The organism is Peribacillus frigoritolerans, assembly GCF_040250305.1.
Classification (GTDB): domain Bacteria; phylum Bacillota; class Bacilli; order Bacillales; family DSM-1321; genus Peribacillus.
On sequence record NZ_CP158190.1, the window covers coordinates 1,196,310 to 1,220,726 of the forward strand.

The 24,417-nt window shown below is 41.7% G+C and carries 25 protein-coding genes and 2 riboswitches; of the genes, 11 read left to right on the forward strand and 14 right to left on the reverse strand.

Annotated elements, in window-relative coordinates; translation table 11 throughout:
• Positions 1-12: 12 nt before the first annotated feature.
• Positions 13-408: a transcriptional regulator Spx gene (gene spx, locus ABOA58_RS05885; RefSeq protein ID WP_034314875.1), complete on the reverse strand. Its 396-nt coding sequence runs from the start codon at positions 406-408 to the stop codon at positions 13-15.
• Positions 409-655: 247 nt separating this feature from the next.
• Here spx and modB point away from each other — a divergent pair, with 247 nt between their 5' ends.
• Positions 656-1,309, forward strand: a complete 654-nt coding sequence (gene modB / locus ABOA58_RS05890) for a molybdate ABC transporter permease subunit (protein ID WP_350301607.1) — start codon at positions 656-658, stop codon at positions 1,307-1,309.
• Here the strand turns inward: modB and ABOA58_RS05895 are convergent.
• On the reverse strand, positions 1,271-1,750 hold the full coding sequence (locus tag ABOA58_RS05895; RefSeq protein WP_350302804.1) for a GNAT family N-acetyltransferase: 480 nt from the start codon (positions 1,748-1,750) through the stop codon (positions 1,271-1,273). The two genes, modB and ABOA58_RS05895, sit on opposite strands and share 39 nt — an antisense overlap.
• 115 nt (positions 1,751-1,865) lie before the next feature.
• On the opposite strand from ABOA58_RS05895, the gene ABOA58_RS05900 reads away from it, so the two are divergent.
• Both ABOA58_RS05900 and ABOA58_RS05905 read left to right on the forward strand, forming a co-directional pair.
• On the forward strand, positions 1,866-2,357 hold the full coding sequence (locus tag ABOA58_RS05900; RefSeq protein WP_350301608.1) for a hypothetical protein: 492 nt from the start codon (positions 1,866-1,868) through the stop codon (positions 2,355-2,357).
• A gap of 197 nt (positions 2,358-2,554) precedes the next feature.
• Positions 2,555-2,752: a cold-shock protein gene (locus ABOA58_RS05905; RefSeq protein WP_028393295.1), complete on the forward strand. Its 198-nt coding sequence runs from the start codon at positions 2,555-2,557 to the stop codon at positions 2,750-2,752.
• A 41-nt stretch (positions 2,753-2,793) separates the two neighbouring features.
• Here the strand turns inward: ABOA58_RS05905 and ABOA58_RS05910 are convergent, their stop codons facing one another.
• From ABOA58_RS05910 to ABOA58_RS05925, 4 genes are all read right to left on the reverse strand, one after another.
• On the reverse strand, positions 2,794-2,961 hold the full coding sequence (locus ABOA58_RS05910; protein WP_350301609.1) for a hypothetical protein: 168 nt from the start codon (positions 2,959-2,961) through the stop codon (positions 2,794-2,796).
• Positions 2,962-3,082: 121 nt separating this feature from the next.
• Positions 3,083-3,520 (reverse strand): flavodoxin domain-containing protein, encoded by a 438-nt coding sequence (locus tag ABOA58_RS05915; RefSeq protein WP_350301610.1) that lies wholly within the window; start codon positions 3,518-3,520, stop codon positions 3,083-3,085.
• Positions 3,492-4,544, reverse strand: coding sequence for a ribonucleotide-diphosphate reductase subunit beta (locus ABOA58_RS05920; RefSeq protein WP_137023613.1), 1,053 nt, complete (start codon positions 4,542-4,544; stop codon positions 3,492-3,494). Before ABOA58_RS05920 ends, ABOA58_RS05915 begins: the two co-directional genes overlap by 29 nt.
• Before the next feature lie 45 nt (positions 4,545-4,589).
• Positions 4,590-6,887 (reverse strand): ribonucleoside-diphosphate reductase subunit alpha, encoded by a 2,298-nt coding sequence (locus ABOA58_RS05925; RefSeq protein WP_350301611.1) that lies wholly within the window; start codon positions 6,885-6,887, stop codon positions 4,590-4,592.
• A 138-nt stretch (positions 6,888-7,025) separates the two neighbouring features.
• Positions 7,026-7,206: riboswitch (cobalamin riboswitch) on the reverse strand.
• A gap of 293 nt (positions 7,207-7,499) precedes the next feature.
• Between ABOA58_RS05925 and ABOA58_RS05930 the strand changes: the two genes are divergently transcribed.
• Positions 7,500-8,429 (forward strand): manganese-dependent inorganic pyrophosphatase, encoded by a 930-nt coding sequence (locus ABOA58_RS05930; RefSeq protein ID WP_133348980.1) that lies wholly within the window; start codon positions 7,500-7,502, stop codon positions 8,427-8,429.
• Between the two features lie 99 nt (positions 8,430-8,528).
• Here ABOA58_RS05930 and ABOA58_RS05935 read toward each other — a convergent pair whose 3' ends face one another.
• The 3 genes from ABOA58_RS05935 to ABOA58_RS05945 form a co-directional block, all read right to left on the reverse strand.
• Positions 8,529-8,675, reverse strand: a complete 147-nt coding sequence (locus ABOA58_RS05935) for a hypothetical protein (RefSeq protein ID WP_155726446.1) — start codon at positions 8,673-8,675, stop codon at positions 8,529-8,531.
• An 85-nt stretch (positions 8,676-8,760) separates the two neighbouring features.
• A complete protein-coding gene (locus ABOA58_RS05940; RefSeq protein ID WP_350301612.1) occupies positions 8,761-10,218 on the reverse strand; it encodes a SulP family inorganic anion transporter in 1,458 nt (485 codons plus the stop codon).
• A 966-nt stretch (positions 10,219-11,184) separates the two neighbouring features.
• Positions 11,185-11,274: riboswitch (cyclic di-GMP riboswitch) on the reverse strand.
• A 194-nt stretch (positions 11,275-11,468) separates the two neighbouring features.
• Complete coding sequence (locus ABOA58_RS05945) at positions 11,469-12,680, reverse strand: MFS transporter (protein WP_137019406.1); 1,212 nt, start codon at positions 12,678-12,680, stop codon at positions 11,469-11,471.
• Positions 12,681-12,880: 200 nt separating this feature from the next.
• Between ABOA58_RS05945 and ABOA58_RS05950 the strand changes: the two genes are divergently transcribed.
• Both ABOA58_RS05950 and ABOA58_RS05955 read left to right on the forward strand, forming a co-directional pair.
• Entirely contained in the window at positions 12,881-14,188 is a 1,308-nt protein-coding gene (locus tag ABOA58_RS05950; RefSeq protein WP_434547766.1) for a CitMHS family transporter, read from the forward strand.
• A gap of 169 nt (positions 14,189-14,357) precedes the next feature.
• Positions 14,358-14,990, forward strand: coding sequence for a superoxide dismutase family protein (locus tag ABOA58_RS05955; RefSeq protein ID WP_350301613.1), 633 nt, complete (start codon positions 14,358-14,360; stop codon positions 14,988-14,990).
• Positions 14,991-15,293: 303 nt separating this feature from the next.
• Here ABOA58_RS05955 and ABOA58_RS05960 read toward each other — a convergent pair whose 3' ends face one another.
• Positions 15,294-16,259, reverse strand: coding sequence for a rhodanese-related sulfurtransferase (locus tag ABOA58_RS05960; RefSeq protein WP_350301614.1), 966 nt, complete (start codon positions 16,257-16,259; stop codon positions 15,294-15,296).
• A gap of 141 nt (positions 16,260-16,400) precedes the next feature.
• Here ABOA58_RS05960 and ABOA58_RS05965 point away from each other — a divergent pair, with 141 nt between their 5' ends.
• The 3 genes from ABOA58_RS05965 (at position 16,401) to ABOA58_RS05975 (ending at position 18,109) form a co-directional block, all read left to right on the forward strand.
• Positions 16,401-17,417 (forward strand): nitronate monooxygenase, encoded by a 1,017-nt coding sequence (locus ABOA58_RS05965; protein WP_350301615.1) that lies wholly within the window; start codon positions 16,401-16,403, stop codon positions 17,415-17,417.
• Between the two features lie 17 nt (positions 17,418-17,434).
• Positions 17,435-17,890: a GNAT family N-acetyltransferase gene (locus ABOA58_RS05970; RefSeq protein ID WP_350302806.1), complete on the forward strand. Its 456-nt coding sequence runs from the start codon at positions 17,435-17,437 to the stop codon at positions 17,888-17,890.
• 75 nt (positions 17,891-17,965) lie between these two features.
• Positions 17,966-18,109, forward strand: coding sequence for a hypothetical protein (locus tag ABOA58_RS05975; protein WP_350301616.1), 144 nt, complete (start codon positions 17,966-17,968; stop codon positions 18,107-18,109).
• 46 nt (positions 18,110-18,155) lie between these two features.
• On the opposite strand, the gene ABOA58_RS05980 is transcribed toward ABOA58_RS05975, so the two are convergent.
• Positions 18,156-18,734 carry a GNAT family N-acetyltransferase gene (locus tag ABOA58_RS05980; RefSeq protein WP_350301617.1) on the reverse strand — a complete coding sequence of 193 codons (579 nt, stop codon included), beginning with the start codon at positions 18,732-18,734 and terminating at the stop codon, positions 18,156-18,158.
• A gap of 103 nt (positions 18,735-18,837) precedes the next feature.
• Here ABOA58_RS05980 and ABOA58_RS05985 point away from each other — a divergent pair, with 103 nt between their 5' ends.
• A complete protein-coding gene (locus tag ABOA58_RS05985) occupies positions 18,838-20,229 on the forward strand; it encodes a PLP-dependent aminotransferase family protein (RefSeq protein ID WP_350301618.1) in 1,392 nt (463 codons plus the stop codon).
• A gap of 65 nt (positions 20,230-20,294) precedes the next feature.
• On the opposite strand, the gene ABOA58_RS05990 is transcribed toward ABOA58_RS05985, so the two are convergent.
• Positions 20,295-20,714 (reverse strand): MarR family winged helix-turn-helix transcriptional regulator, encoded by a 420-nt coding sequence (locus ABOA58_RS05990; protein ID WP_336863169.1) that lies wholly within the window; start codon positions 20,712-20,714, stop codon positions 20,295-20,297.
• A 497-nt stretch (positions 20,715-21,211) separates the two neighbouring features.
• Complete coding sequence (locus ABOA58_RS05995; protein ID WP_350301619.1) at positions 21,212-21,415, reverse strand: hypothetical protein; 204 nt, start codon at positions 21,413-21,415, stop codon at positions 21,212-21,214.
• Between the two features lie 128 nt (positions 21,416-21,543).
• Between ABOA58_RS05995 and ytvI the strand changes: the two genes are divergently transcribed.
• Complete coding sequence (gene ytvI / locus ABOA58_RS06000; RefSeq protein WP_350301620.1) at positions 21,544-22,587, forward strand: sporulation integral membrane protein YtvI; 1,044 nt, start codon at positions 21,544-21,546, stop codon at positions 22,585-22,587.
• A gap of 344 nt (positions 22,588-22,931) precedes the next feature.
• On the opposite strand, the gene ABOA58_RS06005 is transcribed toward ytvI, so the two are convergent.
• The gene (locus tag ABOA58_RS06005) at positions 22,932-24,284 is read right to left on the reverse strand and encodes a hemolysin family protein (protein ID WP_350301621.1); all 1,353 of its coding nucleotides are present in this window, start codon (positions 24,282-24,284) and stop codon (positions 22,932-22,934) included.
• Between the last annotated feature and the right edge of the window lie 133 nt (positions 24,285-24,417).

A 24,417-nucleotide genomic window follows, 5' to 3' on the forward strand; every position in this document is an offset into this window, starting at 1 on the left:
AATGTTAACTGATTAAGCCAATTGGCTGATTGCACGCCATAATTGTACATGACGGACCTTCCTTGGAAGGAAGCGTCCCATTTCTTCTTCATTATATCCTGCATGCAAGTTCTTATGGTCGAAAATGATTGGCCGGCGAAGTAAATCCGGGTTATCTTGAATAAGCTTGCAAAGATCATTAAGTGGTGTATTATTTATATCGATATTCAGGCTTTTGAATTTTTTGGAACGGGTTGAGATGATTTCATCTGTCCCGCCTTCAGTTTTACGTAAAATCTCTTTTATTTCTTCTATAGAAAGAGGTTGGGAATATAGGTTACGTTCATTAAAGGAAATTTCGTTCTTCTTAAGCCAAGCTTTTGCTTTACGACAGGCTAAACTGCTTGGGGTAGTATAAATTGTTACCATTAAAATCGACTCCTTCAAAGTTTTCAAGTTTATTGGAATGAAATTATTTTTATATTTGTGATACTCTTACTTTAACGTTCCTTTGTGTCAGCAAGATGTCAAGAAAAATAAACTTAAATGTTATTTTAAAAAGAAAGGGAGAAAATGAAATGGAATCTGCCTTTAATGAAAAAGAAACGGTTTTGGTAATGATGCCGAAAAAGGACCTGCATAGACCGTTATTTAACAGTGATGTGCGGATGGTATCATGACAGGGGATTTTTGGTCACCAGTCAGGCTATCGATACAAGTAGCGGGACTATCGGGTATCCTTGTTTTCATTTTAGGAATTATCCTAGCGCGAATGATGGCTAAAAAGAAATTCAGGGGAAGAGTCCTGTTGGAAACAGCGTTTTTATTGCCGCTTGTTTTGCCGCCTTCCGTCGTGGGGTTTTTATTGATTGTGATTTTTGGCAAGAGTGGAATGCCGGGACAATTCATTGAAAGGGTTTTTGATCAGCCCCTAATGTTCACGTGGTGGGCGGCGGTCATTGCATCTACCGTGGTAGCGTTTCCGCTTATGTACCAATCCGCTAAAACGGGCTTTGAAGGTATCGATGAAGAAATCGAAAATGCAGCAAGGGTTGACGGGGCCGGCGAGTGGAGATTATTCCTGAATGTATCCCTTCCATTGGCGGTCAAATCCATCGTCACAGGTGCCATCTTGAGTTCTGCGCGTGCATTGGGGGAATTCGGGGCAACGCTCATGTTTGCCGGAAACATTCCCGGACAGACACAAACCATACCGACCGCGATTTATATCGCCATGGACTCCGGGAATATGACATTAGCCTGGCTATGGGTTGCGGTAATCATTGTCATTTCATTCATTATGCTTTTTATCGTGACATACATAAAATGAATGCTGTTTCTCGAATTTGCTTATGAAAAAGAGAGGTGCGGCTTCTACGTCCTCTTTATGGGTGAATCCGTTTTTTTCGTAAAGGTTCCGTGCAGGCAGGTTCATTTTACCGGTCGAAACGGATATCTTTTCCCAGTCGCCGTGTAATTGAAGAGCATGCAGCAGTGCATCCGCGATACCCTGCCGAAAATAATCAGGATGGACGACCATCCGGCAAATCAGTATTTGACCATTTTCTTTTGTATAAGATATTGCACCCGCTAAGGCATCACCCTTTAAAAAGCATAAAAACGTTTCATGACAATGAATGAATTGTTCATATGTTTCCAATAATGGAGGGATATCGGCAAAGCCGATCATATCCGCTTCCACCTTATAGGCTTCTTTCTGAAGTTTAAAAAGCTGCAGGCCATAATCGGTGTCCAGGTCCCGAATTGTCATGATCAATCAAATCACTCCCTTTCCTTACATTATAATGGAAGAGGGAAATTATTGTTTCTAATCAGTCTATGTTATAATCGACAAACAATATGAACTAATGAAATGAGGAAGAAATTTGTTAACATTTGAAGAAAAATTGAGCATCATTGAAACTTTTCCGGAATTACAGCGAAAAGACGTTTCATTGGGACGTGTGAACTTCCATTATCCAGATAGCGTCCAGGAGAAAAAAATCGTCGTTCAGCACTTGCATCCCAATGGAAATGGATTCGTTTACGCAGGGCATATGAGAAAAAAAGACACTGACCGTAAAGGGTTTATCAATATACGTGACTATAATGAAGCGGAATTGAAAGAATTGATCCAAAAAAGCGTGGATTACCTATCAAAACCTCCGGTTGAAGTCGAAGAAGAGGAAAACGAGTTCGCTAGGTTGGAAGGGGCATGGATTGGCCCTGAAAAGCAAGAGCTTACACTTGAAAGGGAAGACCTGCTTTGGAATGTTTATTCAGGGTCGAATCTTGAGGAATGTTTCGAGAGTCCGATAGAGGCGGAGCGCTACTTATTGGACGAAGGCTTCCGACAAAGCAAGAAGAGGAATATGTAGAATTTTAGGATAATTTGTCGGTTGATTTACTGCGATATTCTTGTTTTTTTTGGATTTCCCATGATATAATATGAGTAATTATTTTTGTTCGGAAAAGTTTGATAGAAGGATTTACTGTAATAGGATTCCTCTTGAAACATTATCCAGAACCAAAAATAGTAATAAAATGGATTTTTCCAAACACAGGAGGAACTATCATGGTACAAGGTAAAGTAAAATGGTTTAACGCAGAAAAAGGTTTCGGTTTCATCGAAGTTGAAGGCCAAGACGATGTATTCGTACATTTCTCAGCTATCCAAGGAGAAGGCTTCAAAACGCTTGAAGAAGGCCAAGAAGTTTCTTTCGAAATCGAGCAAGGCGCTCGTGGACCACAAGCAGCTAACGTTCAAAAATAATTGAACGCATATAAAAAAAAGACTCCGATTTTGGAGTCTTTTTATTTTGCTTTTATTTCGGCGATTTCCTTTAATGCTTTGTCCAATTTTTCTTCGATCCGTTTAGAACGATTAAAATGCCTTGACAGGAAAAACACGATGAATATAACGAATACGACAAGCACTAGCATAAAAAGGATAGGAAGGAACTGGGTTATATTTTCAGTCATTGGATATTATCTCCTTTTTTCTTTCATTATACTTCATGCTTACGGCTGCTATGATGGAGGGAGCCAAGTTTTTTAAAAAAACACTGAAAGGGGATATGCGAACATGCATATCCCCTTTCAGTCAGTTCTGGAATCGCGAGGCGAACTTTTGAAGTCTGGGCAAGTCTGATTCTTGATACATCTGTTCTATCTTCAATGTCACCAATAACTGGCTCTTGGCAAATAACATGTCCCGGAAATGATCGACCGCCCCACAAAAATGATTATAGTTGGTTTCACCAGTGCCGAAGACTCCCGTTTTCAGATGAGCAATAGGCAATTGTTCCAGTTCTTTATAAAGGGCTGCTGATTTAGCGGGAAGCTCCCCATTGCCCCATGTATAGGTGCCGACGATCAATGCATCGTAATCCGGCAATGTACGTAAATCGAATTCATCCATTCGAAATAGTCCAGCTTCAGGTATAAGGGAAGCGAGGGCTTCAGCAAGCGCTTTTGTATTGCCGCCGGCAGAATGATAGACAATGGCAACTTTACAGCTCATCGAACCCATTGCTGGCATTTACTTGACTGTATGTCCTTGATTTCTGTTCAAAGAAATCGGTTTTGGTAAGTCCGATGGATTCATCATCGAACGTTTTGATCCATGGCATCGGGTTCTCGCCATACTCTTTATACAAATTTTCAAGGCCTAGCATACGTAACCGTTTGTTGGCGATATATTCGATGTACTCATTGAATTCTTCCAAATCAAGATCGGCTTTGGTTTGGATATCTTCGAGCATATATTCAGACCATTCCTTTTCGAGTTCGACTGCTTTTTCAATCGTTGTATAGATGAACTTCGTGTTTTCTTCATTATTTAACTCAGGATATTCATACATCAAGATTTGAATGAGCATTCCAATGAAATCGAAATGGACCATTTCATCGCGGTGAATATAGGATATCATCGTAGCGGAACCGGTCATTAGATTTTGGCGACCTAAATTATAATAAAAGGCGAAAGCCAGATAGAAATAAATCCCTTCAAGGTTCGTTGAATGGATCAATGCCTCGAATAAATGCTGTGGGCTGGGATCGTCCACGAACGTTTGATAAGCATCAACGATCGGTTGGTTACGCTTAATCACTTCAGGATGTTCTTTGATGCGGTCGAAAAGCTGTTTTTGCTTGCCTACCGGAATCAAGGAAGCAAGGATATAGGAATAAGATTCATTATGGATCGATTCCTGCTGGGCCATGTTGGCCAGGATAGCTTTTGCCGCCGGATCTTTGATGTACCGAAGGATTTCTACTAATGTGGGCGTTTGAAGACTGTCCATTCCAGCAATCATCGTAAGGATATCGAGAAAAGCATCCTGGATATCTTCGTCCAATTCGCCCCACTGCTTTTTATCCTGAATCATGTTCACGCTCGAAGGCTTCCAAAAGTTATTGATGAGCTGTGTATAGGTATCATAGAATTTTTCATACTGAATATCGTTCCAAAGGAGGAAGCCTGAAGCTTCTCCTTTGAAAACACCGGTTGCCTTGGTTGGATGCGTCGGTTCAAGCATCCGAATTTTTTTGATATGATTGGTCATTCGTGAAAACTCCTTTAAGAATAGATTACTGGGTCATGATTGTCATTAACTTGAACAGCTTTCGCAGGCATTGTCATATTCGGAAGAAGTCGAACGAACATAATACGTTGATTTCAACCCGCTTTCCCATGCAGTTAAATGGATATCCAACAGGACCTTCGCTTTGATTGTATTGTGTACATACAGATTAAAGCTGATTGCTTGGTCAATATGGCGTTGTCGGGCTGCATTTTGCCTGATGCTTTCCAGTTGGTCCAAATTGAATCGCGTCTTTTTATAATATTCATACGTAATTGGCGTCAAGCCTGGTGCGGTCACCTTGAATTTGAAGTTTTTCTTTTCTTCGTAAAATTCAATTTCATACAAAGGGTCGATGCCATCCGTGGAATTACCGATTTTGGCTGTCGATGAATTGGGGGCAATCGCCATTAAATATCCATTACGGGTCCCGTGTTCCTGCACGTCTGCTTTTAAATCCATCCATTTTTGATCTGTATAGTCACGCAGTTCGAAATAGTCCCCTGTATGCCAATCAGATCCTTCAAAATATGGGTATGATCCTTTTTCCTTGGCCAATTCGTTGGATGCCTTGATTGTTAAGTAAGCGATCTTTTCGTATAAAGCATCGGCATATTGAACAGCCTCATCGGATTCCCAATAAATATTCTGTGTGGCAAGTAAATGATGCCATCCAAACGTTCCTAAACCAATTGCCCGGTAACGTTTGTTCGAGATGGATGCTTGTTTGACAGGAAGATTATTCACATCAATGACATTGTCCAGCATACGGATCTGAATGGGAATCAATCTTTCCAAAACATCGCTGCCCACCGCTCGTGGCAAGTTAATGGATGAAAGGTTGCAGACAACGAAATCGCCGCTTTTACGAACCACAACAACATCTCCATCTTCTGTTTCATATTCATCCGTGATCGTCGAAGGGCTTAGGTTTTGGGCAATCTCCGTACAAAGGTTAGAACAATAAATCATACCTTTATGTTTATTGGGATTCTTCCGATTAACTTCATCGCGGTAGAACATATACGGTACGCCTTCTTCTAATTGAGAAATCATGATGCTTTTCATGATGTCCATCGCATTGATTTTTTCAAAGCTATAGTTTGGAAGCGTGCCATTTTCTGCGGCCTCGACAGCAAGTGCATAATGATTCCTGAAGCTTCCTTCGCCTTTCTTCTCGTCATAAAGATCTTCAAGTGAAAATCCAAGGGTTTGCTTAACGGTATGCGGATCGAAAAGATACCATTCTTTTCTGTCGCGCACAGCCTCCATGAATAAATCCGGTATGCATACGCCTGTAAAAATATCATGTGCTTTTAATCTGTCATCCCCGTTTTGTGTCTTTAAATCGAGGAAGCTCATGATATCTTTATGCCAGGCATCCAAGTAAATCGCGATGGCGCCTTTACGTTGCCCCAATTGATCGACACTTACCGCTGTCTGGTTGAATAGTCGAATCCAGGGCGTCGTGCCGGAACTGTTTCCAGAGAAACCCCGGATATCAGAACCAAGCGAGCGAACCTTACCAACGTAAAGGCCGACACCGCCGCCGAATTTAGATACTTTTGCTGCATCGTAGTTTGATAGATAGATGCCATCAATGGAATCTTCAATTGCGTCGATAAAGCAAGAGCTTAACTGTCCATGTGTTTTACCTGCATTGGAGAGTGTAGGAGTCGCAACGGTCATATAAAGGTTGGACATGGCCCAGTATGCTTCTTTTATAAGTTGCAGGCGGTGCTCCGTTTTTTCCATTCGCATGATTTCCATCGCGATGATCATGAAACGTTCTTGCGGCAATTCGTAGACCTTGTCCTTTTTTGGGCGGGCCAGATAGCGGTCGTTCAATAAGTAGATGCCTATGTAAGAGAATAATTTATCTTTTTCCGGGTCGATCACCGAACCCAATTCCTCAATTTCCGCTTTTGTATATGAAGATAGCAGTTCTGGTTTATAAATTGGATAACGCTGACCTTCCGAAAGCTGGGAGAGTTCTGTGATCAGCTCATAGAATGGGCCATAACTCTTGCCTTCATAACCTCGATTGGCTTGTGCATCCCTATACATTGTATTCAACAGTTCTGCTGCAGCAACGAATGTCCAATCCGGAGCATCGATATCCACACCTTCAAGAGCGAGCTGAATCAGTTTTTTTGATGCCTGTTCTTCGGTTGAGTCACTTTTGCGATCAAGCCATTTTGTAAAACGCTTTTTGAACTTTTCCATATCGAGACGGCCTTCGAATTCCTTCGATAACATCTCAAGCTGGATGGATTTCGTTTCTGTGTCATTTTCACTTATGGTAGAGTTATATGTTTGAGTCATTAATAATCCTCCTTGTTAACTTCCGCTAAAATAAAAAAACCGCCCAAAGAATTGAGCGGATCAAACGATAGAATAAAAGAGCCATGAAAAAATAGCCGTTATACTATCGTTTCATCATCTCAATCCCCGAAGAATAAGAAACGTGAAAAATTCAAGGCAGGTCTCCTGACTCATGATCATCCTACTTTGAGTCCTTCCCGTATAGAGAGCTATACAGTGGGTTTCTCATTTCGTCACATTTACAGTTGCGGGGACAGTTCCGGGTTTACACCGGATTCCCTTTTCAGCCATCACTGGCACCTTGGATTATAAAAAATTCTATATATAGTTATTGGTATTGTTTATGTAATCAATATCTAGTATTTCTGCTTATATTATCGTAAGCCATATACGATGATAATTCAACTAATATATTTGAAAAAAACCAACCCTTATCTATTGACAAAGTGATGGCAGAGGGTGAAGTAATGAAAGATTTTATTGGGGAATGGATAATTCAAGCGCTGATTTTACTGGATTTTGTGTTAAAATAAAGTGTCTAGTAAAGGTGGCTCTCCCTTATTGCGGTGAGGGGATTCGCGGAAAAATATTTATGAAAAAGGGGATAAAATCTTGGAAAAAGTATTAGTTTTTGGACATAAAAACCCGGATACAGACACAATCTGTTCAGCAATCGCTTATGCAGATCTGAAAAAGCAGTTAGGTATCAACGCTGAACCAGTTCGTCTGGGTGAAGTGAATGGTGAAACGCAATATGCATTGGACCAATTCAAATTCGACGCTCCCCGTCTTGTGGAAAAAGTGGCAGGGGAAGCTGATGGCGTAATCCTGGTCGATCATAACGAACGCCAGCAAAGTGCTGAAGATATTGACCAAGTCCGTGTGTTGGAAGTTATCGACCATCACCGTATCGCTAACTTCGAAACAAGCGATCCTTTATATTACCGTGCGGAACCAGTTGGCTGTACGGCAACCATTTTAAATAAAATTTATAAAGAAAACGGCATTGAAGTTCCTAAAGCGATCGCAGGTCTTATGCTGTCTGCCATCATTTCCGATTCTTTATTGTTCAAATCACCTACATGCACGGAGCAAGACGTTGCAGCAGCTATGGAATTGGCTGCCATTGCGGGAGTCGACGCTGAAACATATGGCTTGGAAATGTTGAAGGCGGGAGCTGACTTGAGCGACAAAACGATTGCTCAGCTTATCACTCTTGATGCAAAGGAATTCTCCATGGGAATGGCTAAAGTGGAGATAGCACAGGTAAATGCTGTTGATCCGAACGAGGTCCTTGCTAAGCAAGCTGAATTGGAAGCGGCGATTGAAGCGGTAATCGCTGTGAAGGAATTGGACTTATTCCTATTCGTCGTAACGGATATCTTGACTAATGATTCTGTTGCCTTGGCTCTTGGTAAAGCAGCTTATGCAGTGGAAAAAGCATACGACGTGTCATTAAACAACAACATCGCCGTCTTAGAAGGCGTTGTATCGCGTAAAAAACAAATCGTGCCGGTCTTAACGGACGTATTCAGCAAGTAATAAAGGAAAAGGGATGCTCATTAAAAATTTGGGCATCCTTTCTCTGTACATGCAAAAAAAAGACTCAACCATCCATTAAGGGTGTTTGAGTCTTTTTTCTTAATTCAAGGCTTCCTTTTCTTTTTCATAGGCGATGACAATCAATTCTTTATTGGCTTCCTCGCCTAGTTTGCTTTCAAAGCTTTTCAGTTCATTCAATAAATCCGGTGACAGATTTGCTGCTGTATAATCCTGCTCGGGTGTCATGCTTTTCGCTCCTTTCAAAAGGAAATGATTCATGTTATCTATTTTGTCGGTTTGAAAAGTTTCTATTCAGCAGAATGTTACTTCTTCAAGATATTTTACTTTCTGAGGTGGCGAGTTTTTCAAGCAATGACGAACTTTCTTCATCGAGCCCTTGGACTTGGACAGGAATTCCCAGAAGCTGATATTTAAGGATAACCGTATCAACAGCACCGACTGCTGAAGCATCCCAAATTTTAGAATGGGTGAAGTCGATGACGATTGCATCAGCTTTTTCCTTGAACTCGAACTTCGAAACAAAGTCCTGGACAGAAGCGAAAAATATTTGTCCGCTGATACGATAAGTGATTTTCTTAGCCTGGATGTTTTCCGTTTTCTCTACTGCCACTTTAGAAATTTTAGCCGAGAAGAAAATCATGCTCAAAAGCACTCCGGCAAATACCCCTTTTGATAAGTCATGTGTATAAAGGACAATGAGGACCGTCACGATCATCACGGCTGCATCCGACTTAGGAGCTATAGTGAGCCTCTTTAGGGAAGACCAGTCAAATGTCCCGATTGAAACCATGATCATGACTGCGACAAGTGCAGCCATCGGTATTTTAATAAGTACAACATTCAATACCACGATTAATACCATAAGGAATGCGCCCGCTACAAATGTCGAGAGCCGGCCCCTTCCACCCGATTTAATGTTGATACCGGATTGGCCGATCATCGCACATCCTGCCATGCCGCCAAAACATCCGGCGATGATATTAGAAATTCCCTGGCCTTTGGCTTCCTTATTTTTATTACTGTCCGTGTCAGTCATCTCATCGACAATTTGAGCTGTCAATAACGATTCAAGCAGCCCAACAAACGCAAGGGCAATGGAATAAGGGAAAATGATCGCCAAAGTTTCGAAGGTCAAAGGGATGTCTGGAAGCATGAACATCGGAAGCGCTTCGGTCAATTGCCCCATATCCCCAACCGTTCGCACCGTAGCCCCCGTGGTAACTGCAACGATCGTCATGAATATGATGGCGACAAGTGGTGAAGGTATGACTTTCGTGATCTTCGGAAAAAGATAAATGATAGCTAATGAAACGGCTGTCATGACATACATGATCCATGTTTCGCCCACGAAATGGGTGAGCTGTGCCGTGAAAATCAAGATGGCTAAAGAATTCACAAAACCAGTCATGACCGGCTTCGGAATGAACTTCATTAATTTCCCGATTTTTAAAACCCCTAGTAAAATTTGCAGCAAACCAGTCAATATTGTTGCAGCAAGTAAATAGTTCAAGCCATGATCTTTAACAAGGTCGACCATGACGAGTGCCATTGCGCCAGTGGCAGCCGATATCATTCCCGGCCTCCCGCCGACGAAAGAGATGACGATGGCAATGCAGAATGAGGCATATAGACCAACCATTGGGTCAACGCCAGCAATGATCGAAAAGGCAATCGCCTCCGGAATCAATGCCAAGGCAACGACAATTCCCGATAGAACATCTCCTCTAACGTTGCCGAACCATTCCTGTTTGTATGCAGATGTATTCAAAGAAACACTCCTTCTTTCTTTTATATATGTGTATTGAATTCTTTTTTAAATGCACTAAATTATAGCATGAGCCGTTCTTTCTATCTATATGGATAATATAAACGACAAGTCGTGGGTTATTCATTTCTTATCAAATGGGGGTAAAATGCTTTAAGAGAGAAGAATTGGTTAAAAAGGTGCTTGAGTTATCATGTGAGGGAAGTCGATTATCATATGAAGGTAGGCGGTACCACTAGTAAGCTGGATCATTTATTATGTCTGCATAAAGGTTCATGTAATAATGTCAGTCGAAATGGATTTCCGAAAAAATGGCTTGGCCATTTTTGACGTAATGGGCTTCTACACGCTTTTATAAAATTCCCTTTAAGGAATGGAGTAAAACGGTAGGGATCTATTTCATAACTACTCGCTTTGCATTCTAGACATGGGTTTTAGAAGGTAGTGAAACGAGATAGAATCTAATGATTACTTATAAATCTCATGATGATTTATATCAATCGAGCCAGTTATAGGGCTGACCGTACATTTACTATTCATATATTAAAAAAAGATAGTGCTTTAACTGTGTCAGTACAATTGGGCATGAGGTAAGAGAGTTTTTTACCGGAACTATATCTTCCTTCTTTTCATACAAGGAAGTGGTGAGGGTGAAAAAGTAGGGAACCGGAACCCCATACCAGTGTTAAGGGGCTAACCCTTATCAATGATACTGGATTTACATTTAGGACATGTCACTTCTTTATAATGCTTGAACCTGATCTTTCGAAGGTCGCTTCTGGACAGCATTGCGAATACATTATATCTTGTGCCGCATGCACAAGTATTTTTATCTTTAACTATGTGTCTCTCATCCGTAGTAGCTGAATAAATGGTTGGAAAGAACATATATAACCCTCCTTGTTTTAATTTTAGGCAAATTAAAAAGGGGCAAGAAATTGATAATGAAGTGATCCATTCAAGAAAAATCTTGGCAGCCCGGCTGCCATGACAACTAGTTGTTGGTTTAGGCCCGTGGCTTTGCGTCTTTTACTTTCATAAAATTTGCCTATAATAATCTTAACATAAAATCTAATGTGTGATGAAGTGCAGTAAAAATACTTATCAGTTTATGGGTGGGACCTAAGGTTATCATTTTTGGGCTCACTGCCTGTATCGGAATACGACCGAAACGAGATTCAGTTTCCTGTAGTATCCAGCTACATGAGAAAGCCTGCTTCCATCTGGAAGCAGGCTTTCTTGCCAAAGTGTAATTAATGTGATCTGGCCAACTCCGGATTGCGGTGCATCGCGAAATAGAGGACAAGTCCGGCAATGAGGAGTAACGTGCTGGTCGTTATGAAAACGGCAGAGAAACCATAGAAACCAGCAACCATTCCGCCCATTGCGGGCCCGATGATATTGCCTAAAAAGCGCAGGCTCGTATTATACCCAAGAACTTCCCCCTGCATTGCGACAGGCGCTTCTTGGCGAATGTAGGCAATCCTTACAGGGATGATGCCGCCTATTGCCATGCCTAGTATGAAACGTACAAAAACAAGCTGCCAAAAATGATTGATGAAGGCACCGGGCAAGTAGACTAGAGCGGTCAGAAAAAGAAGCAGCACAAGAATTTTCACATGACCATGCCGATCCCCTATCTTGCCCCAGTGACGCGCCATCAATAAATTCCCCAGGCCTGCTGCAGAAAAGGCGATTCCTGAATAAAATCCAAGATTGGAAGTTCCATGCAGCTCGCCAACGTATAAAGAAAGAATGGGCTGGATGCTGAAGTGGGCAACTTGGACAAGTGTCGAAATGAGCATGACATTCACTAAGATGGGGTTCCTTAAGATATGCGAGAGAACCTCCCTGCTTGTATAGCTCGACTTCGTTCCCTTCTGCTGTTCCATTCGGTACTCCTTGGTAGCAAAAACAAGAAGTCCAGAGATGAAAATGGTGATGGAGGTGAATTTAAAGGCGGTTGAATAGCCGAGTGTGTCTGCAAGCACGCCGCCAAGCAATGGTCCGAAAAGGGAACCGGTTATATTTCCCGTTTGTAAGGTTCCCAGTACACGTCCGGCAATTTCTTTTGGTGTCTGTGTTGATATGAAGGCCTGTGACATGGAAATGAAGCCAGTGAATATTCCTGTGAACATCCTTAAGACGAATAGCTGCCAAACATTTTCGACGAATCCCATCAGGAAGATGGACAGACCCATCCCAAAGGCGCAGGCAATCAAGATTTTCTTCCTGCCATACCGGTCACCAATCCGTCCCCAAATGGGGGAAAATAAAAAGGCTGTCACGAAAGTAATTCCAAAAGTCCATCCGGACCAATGCTGGATATATTGAGTCGAATAATCTCCGAATGTACCAATGTATAAGGATATGAATGGAAGAACCATCGTCATGCTTCCGCCTATGAAGAAATTGGCGAACCACATGATGAAAAGATTCCGTTTAGCTATTTTATGAGCGTTCATTTTACATACAACACTTCTTTCCTCCGAAAAAAACTTCGGGTTCCTAAATAATAGTATACAGAATTTGACTAATTTATTAAACGAATTTGTTTTACTGGTTTTTTAATGAATGTGCAAATGGTATAATGTGAAAATATTGATTTTTCAGAAAAATTAGAAATCGAAAGGTGTTCATTTTTTCAATTAAAGGAGTTTTTAACATGTTAACGATTTTAGGATTTTGCATGATTTTAACGTTTCTGGTCTTAGTCATCACAAAGCGCTTATCAGTGGTTGTCGCTTTTATCTTCACGGCGATAGCCTTTGCTCTGATTGGTGGGTTTGCTTCGGAAATGGGAGATATGATGGTCGCGGGTATTTTAAAAGTGACACCAACGGCAGTCATGATCGTTTTTGCTATTCTATACTTTGGTTTAATGATTGACGTTGGTTTATTCGAGCCCATGATCGCTAAAATACTGAGTTTTGTAAAAGGAGACCCGCTAAAGGTTGTCATGGCAACCGCCATTATAACCATGTTGGTAGGTTTGGACGGAGACGGTTCTTCCACATTCATGATCACCGTTTCAGCCATGCTGCCGCTTTATATCAAATTAGGGATGAACAGGCTCGTATTGGCCTGTGTCGTTGGTTTAGCCGCTGGCGTCATGAATATGATTCCTTGGGGAGGTCCTTTGGTCAGGGCGGCCGCGAGCCTTCAGGTTGAAGTATCGGAGTTATTCATTCCTCTCATACCTGTCATGATCTGTGGTCTTTTATGGACGCTTTTTTCGGCATATGTACTTGGCAAAAAGGAAAGGGAGAGATTGGGAGTCAGCTCCCTGGAGACGAACATGCAACCTGGTATGAGTGAACAGGCTGCAGCTGTTGAAACGGCATCTAAAGGAACATCCAAGCTTTTTTGGTTTAATTGGTTCTTGACGATTTTACTGATGGTTTTGCTGGTGATGGAAGTGCTGCCGATACAAATCTTATTTGCCTCCGCTTTTGCGATTGCACTATTCGTTAACTTTCCGAACCCAAAAGAACAGCAGGAAAGGATTTTAAGTCATGCCAATAGTTTCGTGATGATCTGTACACTCATTTTCGCAGCAGGGATTTTTACGGGTGTATTCACGGAAACAAAGATGATGGACTCGATGGCTGCTTCAATCGTAACCGTCATTCCGGAGTGGCTCGGGGCACATTTGCCACTGGTGGTAGCGCTGACGAGCATACCGATGGGGTTCATTTTTTCACCTGATGCCTATTATTTTGGCATTCTGCCAATAATAAGTGAAACGGCATCGAACTTCGGCATAGCCCCTGTAGAAATCGGAAGGGCGGCTTTATTAGGTCATTCGACCGCAGGGTTCCCCTTATCGCCATTGGTGCCTGCAACATTCATATTGATTGGACTTGTAGGTGTGGATTTTGGGGATCACCAAAAATTCCTGTTTAAATGGGCGTTTGGGACAACCATCATCATGACGATTGCAGCCATTACTTTCGGGGTCATCACTTTGTAAAATGTGAGCCCATTAAGCTATATTGTAAAATCCTTGTCTGTGAATTTAGTAAGGTGTTCACTCTCATTGGTGTAATCTATTTTCCTATTTATCCCGCTTTCTGTTTATTCTTCCATAATAGTGGAAAGTAATAAGAGGAAATACATATAAGAGAGTGAGGGAATTTATCATGAACTATAAACAAAAACTTGTACTGCCTATGTGTACTGCCTTTTTACTGTATGGATGTAATTCAGCGGATGATTCAAATCAGGCCGATAATAATGCCGAGGACATGACTACAGTGGGACAAGGAACAGATACAGCGGTTGATCCGCAGGTGAAAGCGGAAGTTAAAGATTTAGAAGGTAAAACACTTGGGACGGTGAACTTTACCGCTGAAGAGAATTCTGTAGTGATCGAGACCGCTTTGGAAGGCCTTGAGCCAGGCTATCATGGATTCCATATTCACGAAAACGCAGCATGTGAGGCGGATGCCAAGGATGGCCCTTTCACTACAGCGGGAGGACACTTCAATCCAACTGATGAAACGCATTCTAAGCACGCAGGTGATATGCCTCCTTTATATGTAAAAGAAGATGGGACAGCAAAATATACGGCAACATTGGATAACATGACAATAGACCAACTGAAGAAAGAAGAGCTGGCTGTAATCGTTCATGCGAATCCAGACAACTTTGCCAATATTCCTGACCGCTATGAAGCCAATGGAGAAAAAGGACCGGATGCAGATACTTTGAAAACTGGTGATGCTGGCGATAGGCAAGCTTGCGGGATTGTTGTAAGTGCAGAGGCAAAATAGGTTAGAACATGAGCGATTCTTCTAATGAGGAATCGCTCTTTTCTTTGAAGGTAAAACTGCTGACAGCTAAAATCTTAAAGCTGACCATTCTTTTTACGATTTAAGAAGGTTTTTTCTATTGTGATATAGAAGTAAGAATGTAAGTAATATTGCAATAGAAGCAGTGTATTAAAAAGATCATAGTTAATTCTTGCAGTGGAATGAAGTCCAAGGCATAGGTTTAATATAGGAAAATAAGATTTGGTTTGAATCGATAAAAAAACCCGAACAGGGATCATGTCCACTGATTCGGGTATGCTAAAATTATTTTGCCGTAATGGAATCTTCGATTAGCTGTAATCTCTCAGCCACTTCTTCTTCAGAAAGGTTATGCTCGACTACATAGCGATTACGCGGATGCACTCGGCATTCATGAGTACAACTGCGCATATGTTTGTGTTCGTTCTCTTCGCTGCAAAGGATTTTCTTGTTGCATTCAGGATTAGCGCAATTGACATAGCGTTCACAAGGTTCGCCGGAATAAATATCGCGTCCGACAATGACATGTTCCTTTTGATTGATAGGTACGGCAATCCTTTCATCGAAAACATACATTTGGCCATCCCATAGCTCACCTTGGACTTCGGGATCCTTCCCGTATGTTGCGATGCCGCCATGCAGCTGGCTTACATCTTCAAAGCCTTCTTCGACAAGCCAGCCGGAGAATTTCTCACAGCGGATACCGCCGGTACAATACGTTAGGATTTTTTTGCCTTCGAACATTTCTTTATTTTCACGGACCCATTCGGGAAGTTCACGGAAATTCGTGATTTCTGGCTTGATTGCACCCCTGAAATGTCCTAAATCAAATTCATAGTCATTTCTGGCATCAAGGACGATGGTGTTTTCATCTTGCATTTGCTCGAAGAACTCCTTCGGGCTCAAGTATTTGCCTGTCGTCTGGGTCGGGTTGATGTCGTCTTCCAAGCGAAGGGTTACAAGTTCATTGCGTGGACGAACATGCATTTTTTTGAAAGCATGGCCTTCAGCTTCATCTATTTTAAACACGATATCGGCAAAGCGGGGATCGCTTTTCATCATGTCCATATATTTGTCGGTTTGTTCGATCGTACCTGAAACTGTTCCGTTGATACCTTCTGAAGCCACCAAGATACGGCCTTTCAATTCAAGGGCTTTACATGCCGCAAGATGCTCGGCTGCGAATTCTTCGTGATTCTCGATGGGTACATACAAATAATAAAGTAATACTCTATATGGTTTTGTTTCCATTTTTTATTTACCACCTATGTTTTATATTTGCAAGATATAAAGGGTGATCATTTAGACACTTTTCTCTTACAGATAATCATTATACCAAGAAAACGTAAAAATGATAAGGGCATGAAGAAAAATCAAGAGGAGCTGTTTGGAATGTTGAAAGAGATAATGAGATATCCAATCATTCAGGCACCGATGGCAGGAGGAGCTTCCACTCCGAAGCTTGCGGCTTCAGTATCCAATGCAGGAGGATTGGGCTTTCTAGCAGCTGGCTATAAGACTGCGGAAGAGATGAAGGACGAGATAGGGCAGACCCGTCAGTTGACTGAGCGTCCTTTTGGCGTGAATGTATTTGTGCCAGGCAACGAGGCGGTGGATGAAAATATATTATCTGGCTATCGTGAAAAGATCGAAAAAGAGGCCGAGAGCGTTGGGGCTAAGATTGGAAAAGCCGATAGTGATGACGATGATTGGGGAAATAAACTACATGTATTGAAGGAGGCTGGGGTCGCTGTCGTCAGTTTTACGTTTGGATGTCCAACGGAAGATGTAATAAGGGAGCTCCAAGATGTCGGTTCCCTTATAGCCGTGACAGTAACCAACCTTCAGGAAGCAAAAAAGGCGGCGGGAGCAGGCGCCGATGTTCTATGTGTACAGGGGTTTGAAGCAGGGGGGCACCGGGCCAGCTTTGATAACCGCACAGAAGATGATTACGGTCTTTTAGTATTGATACGGATGATAAAAGATGAACTGGACTTACCGATCATTGCCGCGGGCGGACTGATGCATGGAAAGGATATCGCGGCCGTGCTCGAAGCGGGAGCAGCAGCGGCGCAATTGGGAACCGCTTTCCTTCGCTGTCCCGAAAGCGGGGCAAGTCCGGTCCATAAGGCAGCGTTGGGAAATCCCCGATTTACTCAGACCTCCATTACCCGAGCCTTCAGCGGCCGGAGGGCACGCGGGTTGGTGAATCACTTTTTAACGGAATATGATAGCGTTGCACCAGTCGCCTATCCTTATGTCCATCACATGACAAAACAAATGCGAAAAGCGGCTGGACAAAAAAACAATCCTGAATTGATGGCTTTGTGGGCAGGACAGGGATATAAGTTGAGCAGGGAACTTCCTGCATTTGAATTGGTTGAACTTTTTGTAGAAGAATTAAACTGAGAAGGGTTTGGATGCTGATGGAGATAAGGAAATTATTCAAGGATGAGACACCCCCGATGCATTTATTGCTTTTGGCAGATCCTTCAAGGGAATTGGTCGAGGAATATTTGGGGAGCGGAACGTGCTTTGTTGCCGTGAGTGATAAGCGAATGATCGGTGTTTATGTTTTACTGCAAAAAGGCCCGGAACTGATAGAGATAATGAACATCGCAGTGGATGAACGGCACCATGGAAGGGGAATCGGCAGGCAATTGATTGAACACGCCAAAGGCCATGCAAGGGAACAGGGATATAAAATGATTGAAATCGGAACGGGGAATTCGGGGATAGGGCAGCTTGCGCTTTACCAAAAATGCGGTTTTAGAATAACTGGGGTCGATCGGGATTTTTTTAAGAGAAACTATTCCGAGGCCATTTATGAAAATGGGATTCAGTGCCAGGATATGATTCGCCTGTCACAAAGCTTAGACTAAGGCAATGATCATCCAAGTTTGACGGAAAAGCTTTACAGACAAAAGTGCGCGTCGCATTGCTTAGGGGGAATGAAATTGTTCTTTGGTGATATGATTTATCTTCTTTTTGCTTTACTAATGCCGTTTTTATTTGCGATTGGCGTTTTCATATTCATTCGATCAACGAAAAGGCAAAAGGATTCTTTAGCGAAAATTCGTAAAGACCCACATGAAAAATAGCAGCAAGAGAAAAGAGTGCAAAACAACGGCACTCTTTTTCTCATTTTCACCTTTCCAAAAAAGCTTCCAAATTCCTTTTCACCCTGGGCCATTCATGCTCGAGAATACTATAGACCACCGTGTTCCTGATCCTCCCATCTTGCAGTTTTTTCTCCATCCTCAAAATGCCTTCTTCAAGGGCGCCGAGTCTGGTTATTGCTGCACGCGATCTTTTGTTGCATTCGTCAGTCCTGAATTCAACCCGTTTTATTTGCCACTTTTCAAAAGCATGCTGCAATAGCAGGTACTTACATTCTGTGTTAATGGCTGTTCGCCATTTGTCGGGATGATACCAAGTCGCGCCGATTTCCAGGGATTGATTATGAAAGTGAATATTTCTTAAGCTCGTGCTGCCGACTATCGAATCATCAATCCGATCGATAACGACAAATGGATGATGAAGTTCCTGTTCCCTTGCTCGAATGCCTTCCTTTACATATGAGATCGCCTCTTCATATGACAAAATTTTTGTTGCACTCCATTCCCATATTTCAGATGGCAGGGAAGCGGCGTAAAGCGGTTCGATATGATGTTCCATCATCGGGGTGAGTATCACGTGTTTCCCGTATAATTCGATATGCTCCATAGTTTCCTCCTCTTGATTGATATCTTCATTATAAAAATATTCTGGTTCTGCAATAAGGACCAATGCTGATATAATTTATGGAACCAGTTTGAAGGAGGACCAAATGTTTGAAATCACTCTAACCTTAGATAAAACGAACAAAGAAGCTTTATATGTGCAATTGTATAAATACTTTATAAAGGAAATCCAGAATGGACAAATAAAGGCCGGAATGAAACTGCCTTCTAAACGAAAACTGGCCTTGCATTTAGGGATAGGCCTGAATACAGTGGATACGGCTTATCAGCAGTTGATGGCAGAAGGATATGTGGAAAGTCAATTAAGGAAAGGTTATTACGTAGCCGATTTAGAACCGATCTCAGCTTTGAATGAGCCGTTGCCTGTAACAGAAGGGATGATGTGCCCTCCGAATGAAAGAAATGAGATAGATTACAATCATGGCCGGGTGGACGTGGATTCTTTCCCGCATGCCGTATGGAAAAAATGCTTGAACAATACGTTGTATCTACAGGAAAGGGAAATGTTCATGAGCGGTGATCCTCAAGGGGAATGGGGGCTTAGGGCTGAGATTTCATCCTACCTATTTCAATCGAGAGGAGTTCGCTGCGGGGCTGATCAAATCATCATTGGGGCAGGTACCCAGTATTTCATCCATCTGTTGCGGTTACTTCTTGGAAATGAGCGGGTATTTGGGTTGGAAGACCCTGGCTTTCATCGGGTAAGGGAGGTACTGAGGCTGGAGGGAGCGGATATGGCATACATACCCTTGGATGAAAGTGGAATGAGTGTGGACTCCTTGAAAGAGAGTGCAGCGAATGTTGCCTATGTCACTCCTTCCCATCAATTTCCTTCCGGTATGATCATGCCGATAATTAGACGGGTGGAATTGCTCAATTGGGCAGTGGAAAAAAAGGGTTATATTATTGAAGATGATTATGACGGGGAATTCCGACATGCTGGTAAGCCGATTCCGTCCTTGCAGGGGTTGGACACCAATGGAAGGGTCATCTACCTAGGCACGTTTTCAAAGTCGCTCATCCCATCAATGAGGGTGGGATTTATGGTGTTACCCATGGAGTTGGCTTGCCGCTATCAGCAGAAGTTAATAGGATACAAACAGACCGTTTCCAGACTGATTCAGGAAACGCTCTGTCTTTTTATGAAAAATGGACATTGGGAACGCCATCTGAATAAAATGCGAACGATTTACCGTAAAAAGAATAAGGTGCTGCTGAATGCCATTGAAGAGAGCTTCCATGATCGTGTAGCCGTAATCGGTGAAAAGTCAGGCTTGCACGTTCTTTTACAAGTGAAAAACGGCAGCAGTGAGGCAGAGCTCATTCAAAAGGCTGCCAGTGTGGGGGTTAAAGTCCACCCAACATCGGTTTATCATTCAAAGAATGTGAAAGATCCGACTATTTTGATTGGGTACGGTGGTTTAACCGAAAGGGAAATCGAAACAGGAATCCGGCTTTTAAAAAAGGCATGGCTATAGCTTGGTGCGAAAGTAAGGAAAGGCCTTGCTTCACACTTATTCAACAATGATATAAGCTACCCATTTTAGTTTCTTATATTATTGAGGATTTTAAGGACCGTCTGGAAAAATACTTCCTGTTCTTCTTCAGTAATGCCTTCCAGGGCTTTCCCTTCGATTTTTTCGGCAATCTTAAGACATTTTGTATGTACCTCTTTGCCCCGGGGGGTCAGTTCGATTCGTTTTTCCTGTTCATCTTTACCAGGAACTTGTTTAATCATATTATTCTGTTCCATACTGTTGACTGAACGTGTGATGATAACACTATCTACATCCAGGTAACTGCAAATATCGGGGATTGTGGAATAGCCACAGTTCTTTAAGTAATTAAGGATTGTCCACTGATTATGGTAAATTTCAAGTGATGTAATTTGTTCATTCATTTTGCTGACTAATGATCTCGATACTTGTAAATATTGATGAAATAATTGAGTAGGGTTCGTCATATGATTCTCCTTTATAATGGTCGACCAATCCATTATATTCTTTAATTCTTAAAAGTCTATTGTAAAGAATCATTTATTTCAGTCAATGTTTATTTTTGGAAGCAAAGCGGGAAAGGGAAAAATACTGGCAAAATGAATGAATTGAGGGAAAGCTCAGTCTTCCCAAATCATCAAAAAACAACGGGGAAGCATAAGCACAATCAAAAGAAGAACCTTAATATATGATGGGAGATATTTCAGACTATAGTTAAATTCGAGTTTGCCAACAGTTTTTAATGGTTTGTCCATTTGGACGTTTATTTCCGCTCCAGGCACTCGCTTTCCGCGGACGGTCCGCCCTCGGCTTGCACCTGCGGGGTCTCCCTTGGACGCGCTTTTCCCGATTGTCCATAAGTGCCACTGAGAATTGGTGAAAGTCAATACGACACGTCACCTTGAAAGTTGAATGCAGTATATCCTGCAAACAAAAACCAGCCTCTAAAGTGGCTGGTTTCTGTTTAAAACTTCTCGCTGGTGGAGCGGTGCTTTGTTTCTTCTTTATTTCGTTCTTCTTGTTGTTCATATTTAATTTCATCAATTGGTAAATCATCAATGGGCATGACCACTTGATCACGTTCCAGCTGTTTTTCCTGATTTTTCTTGAAGGCCTTGGATTTATCATTACGCTCCTCAAGATACTTTTCTTTATCTTTATTATCCAATGTCAATCCCTCCATCTCTTTGTATCTCTTTTTCCCCTTATTGAGAAAATAAAACGTATAAGCGAAATATATGTGATCCCATTTCATAAATATAAGGAGAACAGGAAAGTGCAAGGAGGGTTTGTTCAGTGAATGTGGCCGTCTTTTTTCGCTGGTTTTGGAGGGGGATTCTCCTTTTAGTCATAGTTATCGTCATTCCCTATTCATGGGCTTTGATTTTAGCGTTGCTCACCGCCATTCTTTTGGATGGATTGGTCCGCATGATTGGTGAAACGGCAAAGCTGCATCGTTTTTGGGCAGTATTGATTTCATTTGTTTTATATGTAGGCGGGCTTATGAGCATCACTTATTTTTCCTTTTCGGTATTAATCAAGAAGGTCATTGTCTATTCGGAAGAATTTCCCGGTTTCATACGTGAAGTGTATTTGACGGCTATATTGCCAGTCATTAGGCAATGGGAAAGGTATTCCCAAACTTTACCGCCAAATCTCATTCAATCAATAGAACAAACGATGGAAAAGGGAGTCATGGCTCTGGAGGGGTTCACAGAGGGCTTTGTTCAGGATATGGTTCAATTCGTTACACTCATTCCGGGATTTTTCATTGACTTTTTAATTTACTTAATCGCTTTATTCTTATTTAGTCTTGAATTGCCAAAGTTAAGAAAAAAGGCAGTCCTTTATTTGAAGACATCCACCTATCAAAAGATTTCGCTAGTTTATCAAGATTTAAGTATGGCAGCCGTAGGCTTCATCAAGGCACAAATCACGTTGAGTTTAATAACGTTCATCATGGCTTATGGAGGACTATGGTTGTTAAATGTGAAGTATACGATTCCATTGGCACTACTAATAGTAGTTGTGGACATTCTTCCTATCTTGGGGACGGGATCTGTACTGGTTCCTTGGGCAGTAATCGTTTGGGCTCAAGGCAACCATCATCTAGGTATTGGCCTCATCATCCTTTTCCTGGTCATTACCATCATAAGAAGGACAATCGAACCAAAAATCTATTCAGCAAATATGGGGTTGAGCCCATTGGCATCGTTGATCAGTCTTTACTTAGGGTTTAAGATGCTTGGCTTCATTGGGCTTTTCCTTGGACCTTCGATACTGATTGTTTATGATACGTTAAAGAGGGCAGGTGTCATCAAAACCAATTTCAAAATATGAAAGATTATTAGATGTTTTTTGCCTGATTTCTTAAATTTGACATATCTTTTACCGCTTTACCTTGACCGTTGCAATGATTGCAGTCCCGGGAAAAAAATTGCAGATAACGGGTTTTCCCTTTCCCTTTGCAGTGCTGGCAAATGGTTATGAGTTTCATGATTCCTCACTCCTTCAAAAAGTATCGCTTTTTTAACAGTATGAAACAATTAAGGTAGAACTATACTTCATGTAATCATTCAATGTTAAAAGCAGCAGGTTTTATATAATATGTATTGATTTTATTTCATGTACCAGTAAAAAAAATAACCCCCGATCCTATTGTCTTTTAGGAATGGGGGTTATTATCATGAAACGATTTCGGTTTGTGATATGATCGGGAATTCTTTTACTTCGCTTACGACTTTTACTTGTTTATATATTTCAATATAACGAATATGGTGATCTTCCATTTCCTTTATCCTAAAGTTATAAGGACCGTAAGTCAGGATATCACCTTGTTTGGCCTCGTAATTCTCGGTAAGGATCCATCCGCCCATCGTATCAATATCTTCATCATTGATATCCAATCCAAGTAAGTCATTCACTTCACTGACTAATACCTTGGCATCGATGATGTAGTGATCTTCTTTTAATTTACGGACATCCGGCACTTCATCCAGGTCGAACTCATCGCGGATATCGCCAACGATTTCTTCAAGAATATCTTCAACGGTCACCAAGCCTGACGTACCGCCGTATTCGTCCATGAGGATAGCCATGTGGATCCGTTCCTTTTGCATTTTTAAAAGTAAATCGTGAATGGGGATACTGTCAATGACACGGATGATCGGACGAACATATCGATCGATCGTTGACGCTGCCTGATTGTTCTTGTCTATCATTTCAGTGAATAGCTCTTTGATATTGACCATTCCGATAACATGATCCTTATCACCGTCAATGACAGGATATCGTGTAAAGTTCTCTTCCGCCATAACGGTAAAAAACTGCTGGATCGTATCATCCTTGGATACCGTTGCAATTTCTGTACGTGGAACCATGATTTCTTTTGCGATCCGATCATCGAATTCAAAAATTTTATTCACATATTTAAACTCTGATTGGTTAATTTCGCCACTTTTGTAGCTTTCGGAAACAATGATACGCAGCTCTTCTTCTGTATGAGCCAAATCATGTTCGGAAACTGCTTTTAATCCTAGCATTCTTGTAAGCGTCCTTGCAGAGCCGTTCAGTACCCAGATGAATGGATACATGATTTTGTTAAAACCAATTAAAGGTTTGGAAACCAATAAGGTTACTTGCTCCGCTTTTTGAATCGCCAATGTTTTTGGTGCCAATTCCCCAACAACCACGTGCATGAAGGTAATGAAAGAAAAGGCAATTGCAACCGAAAGTGCATGTGAAGCTGAATTTGGAAGATTCAATTGATTCAAGAGTGGGTGCAAAATCTTTTCAACTGTCGGTTCCCCAAGCACCCCAAGCCCTAGAGCTGTAACGGTAATTCCGAGCTGGCATGTTGAGAGGTATTCATCCAGGTTGGATATGACTTTCTTTGCTGAAATAGCATTCGGCGTTCCTTCTTCAATTAATTGATCGACCCTCGTGCTTCTCACTTTAACAATCGCAAACTCCGTAGCTACAAAAAATGCTGTTAAAGCAATTAAAATGGCAATAAGAACCAAGTTTATTATGTCCAAATAGTCTCCCTTAACTCGCCTTCGAGACGAATAAGGAGTACACCTCCTACATTTTTAAAATATACAAGTATATTTTTTTTGCCGTGCTGAATATTTTTGGGATTACTTCAAAATGGCTGTGGTAATAGATGTG

Bases quoted from the DNA above. Each gene is read 5' to 3' on its own strand.
- ABOA58_RS05935 (WP_155726446.1), bottom strand. From the start codon at position 8,675: ATGACACCCGAGCAGGATTATACAGCAGCAAATCTGTCACCGGATTTA.
- ABOA58_RS05945 (WP_137019406.1), bottom strand. From the start codon at position 12,680: ATGAACGCTCATAAAATAGCTAAACGGAATCTTTTCATCATGTGGTTC.
- ABOA58_RS05910 (WP_350301609.1), bottom strand. From the start codon at position 2,961: ATGACTGAAAATATAACCCAGTTCCTTCCTATCCTTTTTATGCTAGTG.
- spx (WP_034314875.1), bottom strand. From the start codon at position 408: ATGGTAACAATTTATACTACCCCAAGCAGTTTAGCCTGTCGTAAAGCA.
- ABOA58_RS05960 (WP_350301614.1), bottom strand. From the start codon at position 16,259: ATGGAAACAAAACCATATAGAGTATTACTTTATTATTTGTATGTACCC.
- ABOA58_RS05965 (WP_350301615.1), top strand. From the start codon at position 16,401: ATGTTGAAAGAGATAATGAGATATCCAATCATTCAGGCACCGATGGCA.
- ABOA58_RS05895 (WP_350302804.1), bottom strand. From the start codon at position 1,750: ATGACAATTCGGGACCTGGACACCGATTATGGCCTGCAGCTTTTTAAA.
- ABOA58_RS05915 (WP_350301610.1), bottom strand. From the start codon at position 3,520: ATGCCAGCAATGGGTTCGATGAGCTGTAAAGTTGCCATTGTCTATCAT.
- ABOA58_RS05990 (WP_336863169.1), bottom strand. From the start codon at position 20,714: ATGACGAACCCTACTCAATTATTTCATCAATATTTACAAGTATCGAGA.
- ABOA58_RS05970 (WP_350302806.1), top strand. From the start codon at position 17,435: ATGGAGATAAGGAAATTATTCAAGGATGAGACACCCCCGATGCATTTA.
- ABOA58_RS05980 (WP_350301617.1), bottom strand. From the start codon at position 18,734: ATGGAGCATATCGAATTATACGGGAAACACGTGATACTCACCCCGATG.
- ABOA58_RS05955 (WP_350301613.1), top strand. From the start codon at position 14,358: ATGAACTATAAACAAAAACTTGTACTGCCTATGTGTACTGCCTTTTTA.
- ABOA58_RS05905 (WP_028393295.1), top strand. From the start codon at position 2,555: ATGGTACAAGGTAAAGTAAAATGGTTTAACGCAGAAAAAGGTTTCGGT.
- ABOA58_RS05950 (WP_434547766.1), top strand. From the start codon at position 12,881: ATGTTAACGATTTTAGGATTTTGCATGATTTTAACGTTTCTGGTCTTA.
- ABOA58_RS05925 (WP_350301611.1), bottom strand. From the start codon at position 6,887: ATGACTCAAACATATAACTCTACCATAAGTGAAAATGACACAGAAACG.
- ABOA58_RS05920 (WP_137023613.1), bottom strand. From the start codon at position 4,544: ATGACCAATCATATCAAAAAAATTCGGATGCTTGAACCGACGCATCCA.
- ABOA58_RS05985 (WP_350301618.1), top strand. From the start codon at position 18,838: ATGTTTGAAATCACTCTAACCTTAGATAAAACGAACAAAGAAGCTTTA.
- modB (WP_350301607.1), top strand. From the start codon at position 656: ATGACAGGGGATTTTTGGTCACCAGTCAGGCTATCGATACAAGTAGCG.